Source organism: Rhodococcus sp. EPR-157, from assembly GCF_001647195.1.
GTDB lineage: Bacteria > Actinomycetota > Actinomycetes > Mycobacteriales > Mycobacteriaceae > Rhodococcoides.
This window is the reverse complement of sequence record NZ_LVCV01000045.1, coordinates 1-5,196: the sequence shown is the minus strand read 5'-3', so window position 1 is coordinate 5,196 and position 5,196 is coordinate 1. Positions and strand designations below refer to the sequence as shown.

At 63.4% G+C, this 5,196-nt stretch carries 4 protein-coding genes; all 4 read right to left on the bottom strand.

Annotated elements, in window-relative coordinates; genetic code table 11:
• Window positions 1-1,151, bottom strand: a 1,151-nt coding sequence (locus A2J03_RS01960; RefSeq protein ID WP_068369014.1) for an alkane 1-monooxygenase, incomplete at its 3' end; no start/stop codon positions are given.
• Between the two features lie 88 nt (window positions 1,152-1,239).
• Window positions 1,240-2,745 (bottom strand): amino acid permease, encoded by a 1,506-nt coding sequence (locus A2J03_RS01955; RefSeq protein WP_068369011.1) that lies wholly within the window; start codon window positions 2,743-2,745, stop codon window positions 1,240-1,242.
• 133 nt (window positions 2,746-2,878) lie between these two features.
• Entirely contained in the window at window positions 2,879-4,135 is a 1,257-nt protein-coding gene (gene manA, locus A2J03_RS01950; protein WP_082897523.1) for a mannose-6-phosphate isomerase, class I, read from the bottom strand.
• A partial coding sequence (locus A2J03_RS30835; RefSeq protein WP_068369005.1) for a tobH protein occupies window positions 4,135-5,196 on the bottom strand: 1,062 nt, incomplete at its 5' end. The genes manA and A2J03_RS30835, both read right to left, overlap by 1 nt.

Sequence of the window (5,196 nt, the reverse complement as noted above, 5' to 3'; positions counted from 1 at the left end):
CGGTGGTCCATCACGCGTCGCCACAGCGGCGGAACTGCAGCTATCAGCACCATCGACGCGTAGCCCGCCGGGAGCTGTGGCGCCTCGTCGCAGCTGCGCAGCGTCTGATAGCGCTTACCCGGGTTCGCATGGTGATCGCTGTGCCGCTGCAGATGGTAGAGAAATATATTGGTGCACAACCTGTCGCTGTTCCAGCTGTGGCGCGGGGAGCATTTCACGAAGCGCCCGCGCTCGTTCTTCTCACGGAGCAATCCGTAATGCTCGATGTAATTGACCGTTTCGAGCAGGAACACGCCCACGACCGCCTGTAGGACGAGGTACGGCAGAATCTCGGCGCCGAACACCAGAGCCAAGCCGCCGAACAACAGTGCACTCATTGCCCAGGCATGCAGCAGATTGTTGCGGATGCTCCACCACCGGATGCCGCGGCGGTCGAGCCGTTGCATCTCCAGCTCCCACGCCGACCTAAGCCCGCCGAACACACTCCGCGGTAGGAACATCCACAGGTTTTCGCCTATCCGCGCGCTGGCGGGGTCGTTCGGCGTTGCCACACGAACGTGATGTCCCCTGTTGTGCTCGACGAAGAAATGCCCGTACATGGTCTGCGTCAGCGCGACCTTCGCCAGCCAGCGCTCGTGTTCCTCGATCCGATGACCGAGTTCGTGGGCCGCGTTGATTCCGGTTCCTGCCACCAGACCGACAGTGACAGCGAGCCCGATCTTGTCGATCACGGTCAATCCGCCGAACGCCCACATCCAACACGCGACCAGCAAGGTCACGAACTGCACGGGCAGGAACAGATACGTGCACCACCGGTAGAAGCGATCTTCCTGCATTTCCTCGACGTCCGAGTCGGACGGGTTGTCTCCGTCCTCACCGGCCAGAAGGTCGATGAGCGGAATGATCATGAAGAAGACCATGACGCCGCTCCACCAGAAGATCGGCATTCCCGTCCACATGACCAGCTGCGAGGGAAGCAGCGCAGATGCTGGTGCCAGCAAGCCGAGAAGCCACAGCGGCCGCTTGCCGGTTCGCCTCCGTCCCCGCACACGGGTCGAGTCGAACGTGGAGTGCATGGCGGCTGCGTCCCCCGACACGCCGCCACCGGAGTGCTTGTCCGCCGTTGCGGACGCGCGCCCGGCGCGTTTCATCGAAGACCATCCCCTTGAAAGAACTCGAGGTTTGTTATCGAAGCGTACAGCAGGCCGCTTTCGAGCAACAGGGCTTCGAATCCGGATGCTACTCCCGAGAATCCGCTTTCTCCCGCTCGAGCAGCAGTTTTTCGACATTGCGCTTGCTGTAGACGAAGTAGACGATCACGCCGATGGCCATCCAGGCGATGAACCGAAGCCACGTCTCGACAGACAGGTTCACCATCAGCCACAGACACGACACAACAGCGAGAATGGGGATGAGGGGCATCAGCGGAACCTTGAAACCACGCGGGAGATCAGGCCTGGTTTTTCGCAAGACGACCACTCCGATCGACACGAGCACGAAGGCGAACAGCGTGCCGATGTTCACCATTTCTTCGAGCAGTCCGATCGGGAAGAAGGCAGCAAGCACGGCGACGACGACGCCGACGATCACTGTGATTCGAACCGGGGTTCCGCGCTTGCCCGTGTGCGCAAGGCCGCGTGGCATGAGTCCGTCCCGGGACATCGCGAACAGCACCCTCGTCTGGCCGAGCATCAGAACCATCACCACGGTGGTCAGGCCCGCGAGCGCACCGAAGGAGATGACGTTCTTCGCCCAGGTGAGACCATTGAGTTCGAATGCCGTCGCCAACGTCGAACTGTCACCACCGAGTTCGGTGTAGTTGACCATCCCGGTCAAGACCAGCGTCACTGCGACGTACAGAACCGTCACGATGGCGAGTGAACCCAGAATCCCCCGAGGAAGCGCCTTCTGCGGCTCCTTGGCCTCCTCGGCCGTGGTGGCGACGACGTCGAATCCGATGAACGCGAAGAACACCAAGCTCGCGGCTGCCAGGAGGCCGTACCAGCCGAACGTGCTGCCACCTGCACCGGTCACGTACGAGAGGAGAGATTGGTGGATGCCCTCCCCGGTCGACCCTTCCTGAGCAGGAGGCACATACGGGGAGTAGTTCTCTGCCTTGATGTAGAACGCCCCGACCACGACGACGAGCAACACCACTGCCACCTTGATCGCAGTGATCACGAGCGATACACGTGAGGACAGCTTGGTGCCGCTGGCCAACAACACGGTGATGATCACGACGATGAGGAACGCTCCCCAATCGACATCGATCGATCCAATCGTCACGACGGGCGACGACGCGCCGAGCACCTCGCCCAGATAGAGCGACCAACCCTTCGCGACGACGGACGCTGCGAGGGCGAATTCGAGAACGAGGTCCCAGCCGATGATCCAGGCGATGAACTCGCCGAAGGTGGCATAGGAAAAGGTGTACGCGCTGCCCGCGACCGGAACCGTCGACGCGAACTCCGCATAGCAGAGCGCAGCAAGACCGCACGCGATCGCGGCAAGCACGAACGCAAGGGACACCGACGGCCCAGCGACGTTTCCGGCGGTCCTGGCCGTGAGAGTGAAGATTCCCGCGCCGATGACCACGGCTACCCCGAAGACCGTCAGATCCCAGGAGGTGAGTTCCTTTCGGAGCTTGGTATCAGGATCGTCGGTGTCGCGGATGGACTGTTCGACCGATTTGGTTCGGAAGATCCCGGTCTTGGGAGCGGCCTGCGGCGCGCGCTCGTGTTCCATCGTTGTTGTTCTCTCTGTTCGACTGAATCGCTCGAGTGGGCCGCTCGACACTACGCGCCCAGTTCACTCGAATCCCTTTGGTAACACAGTAAGCCGCGACAATGCGGCACGTAGGAGCTTGGCGAAAAGCGGCTCAGCCCGAGGTCGCGCCGACGGTGGCAGCGAAGATCTCGGCGTCACCCCAGCGGGCGATCGCTGTGATCACGGGATCAGAAGCGGACACCCATGCAGCGGTTCCCCGCTCCAGAACGAGCTCGACTCCCCCGCCGCCGGCACTGTCGGTGTCGGCGGCCAGCGCAACTCGGCCACCGGTGCACAACACGATCTGAGGCCCGGCACTGTCGAGGGTGACCGACGAGCCGTCGGCGAGCATCGATCGTGAGAGTGCGAACTCCGATGCAGGAGTGCGATAGACGACCGGGACTCCCGCCGTGTCGACGTCGGGCTCCAAGATCGACACGTCGGCGGGTTCGAAATCGAGAACCCTGAGCAGCTCCGGCACATCGACGTGCTTCGGGGTCAGCCCACCACGCAAGACGTTGTCCGAATTGGCCATGATCTCGACGCCTGTTCCGGACAGATATGCATGCAGGTTTCCAGCGTCGAGATACAACCCTTGCCCTGGCGTCAGCGTGACACGATTGAGCAGCAGTGCGGCGAGCACGCCTGCGTCACCCGGGTAGGACTCCCCCAGCTCCAGCAGAGTCCGCGCTTCGGCCACGAACCGGCCACCGTCCTGGTGCGCTGTCGTGGAGAGGTACCGAACACACCCGTCGGCCACCAGCGGCAGCAAGGCGTCGAGCGCAGGTCCGGGCAACGTGATCCACGACGTGAACACCGTGCGCAGCCCCGCGTCGTCGGGTTGATCGGCGAGCAACGATCGGTATCCGGACAGTGCGTCGACACCGAGGGCGTCGATGAACTCGACTGTGTACTTCGGGGACCGGAAACCTGCCAAGGCGTGGAACTCGGTGAGTGCGACGATCAGTTCGGGTTTGTGCGAGTCGTCTCGATAGTTTCGTATCGGGGAGTCGATGGGAACGCGCCTCGCCTCTTCCCGCGCGTACCCCTCTTTGGCCTGATGTGCACTCGGGTGCGCTTGAAGTGACAGAGGTTCCTCTGCCGCAAGCAGTTTCAGGAGAAATGGTAGGCGTCCAGCGTATTTCTGCGAAATCGTGGTACCGAGCTCACGAGATGGACATTCGTCGATTGCGTCGAGAAGAGAACGCTCTTCTCCCTCGCCGGTCAGATGCGCTGGGTCGGCAGGATGCGCGCCGAGCCAAATTTCGGCCTCCGGATGCTCCGAGGGCACCGATCGACCCTGTAGTTGCGCAAGCGAGGTTCGAGATCCCCATGCGTACGACCTAACTGCCCCACGCAGTGGTTGCACTATGTACCGCCCATCAGATGTAGGTATGCGGCAGCCATCTCCAACCGCGTCGCCAGTAGTGCCATCGACTCGAACTCGCCGAGCTCGTCCACCATCGAGCCTTGCTCGCCCGGTATTGCCGGGTTCGACCCGCCCACACCAGCGACGAGTATCTCGACGTCGCTCACCGCTGCAGTCCTGCGCTCGGCCTCCGTTGCGCGCGCAGGGGACGCGGCGACGAGAACACGTATGGCCGCCTCGGGGCGTGGACCGTCTACTTGCTCGTCGTGAAAGAAAGGGTCGTAGTCCGTGGGCACCGCAGTGCTCGCTCGCGCCGCGTGCACTGCGGCCGCGATGACCTCGGAGAGCACACTCGACGCCGACACGACGCCGGCGACGCGGAACATCACCTCGCTGCCGTGGCGGGCCGCCTCCATGGCGAGCGCCCCGGCTCCGCTGAACACCACTCGCCTGTTCGACATACGCACTGCGACGGACTTCGCTGGATTGTGAAACACCTCGCGAGATGGGTGATTTCGCGATGCTTCGTCGTCGAGCGCATCGGCGAGGCGGGACAGATCGGGCAGGAGCGGCCGATGGACACCGCCGGCCACGGAGCCCAGAACACTCACTCCGGCAGCGACGTAGCGCATCAAGGTGTTGGGTTCGCGCACTGCCACACGCGGCGGAAGGAACAGTGCACGACCAGCTGCGGCAGCGCGTAGCGGCCCCTCGTCGGGGGTCATCAAAATCGTCTCCGCGCCGCGGCGAACGGCGGCCGCCGTCGACTCGGACAGCCTCGGATCGCCCGCATCGTCGCCGCACACGAGGACGACATCCAAAGGTCCCACCCACGGAGGTGTGCCGGGCAAATGCACGAGCGGGACTCCGATACGCGCACCGACGGCGGCGATCAGGACTTCTGCCGCCCGTTCTGCACGACCACCGCCGGCTACGAACACGACACTGCGCGGGCGGAGATCGATCAAGCGTTCACCGACGATGTCGGCGAACGACGCCGCAGTTGCACGAGTCTGAGCGCCGGCCAACGCGGCGCTACGGAGAGCGCCGTCGGTATCGGC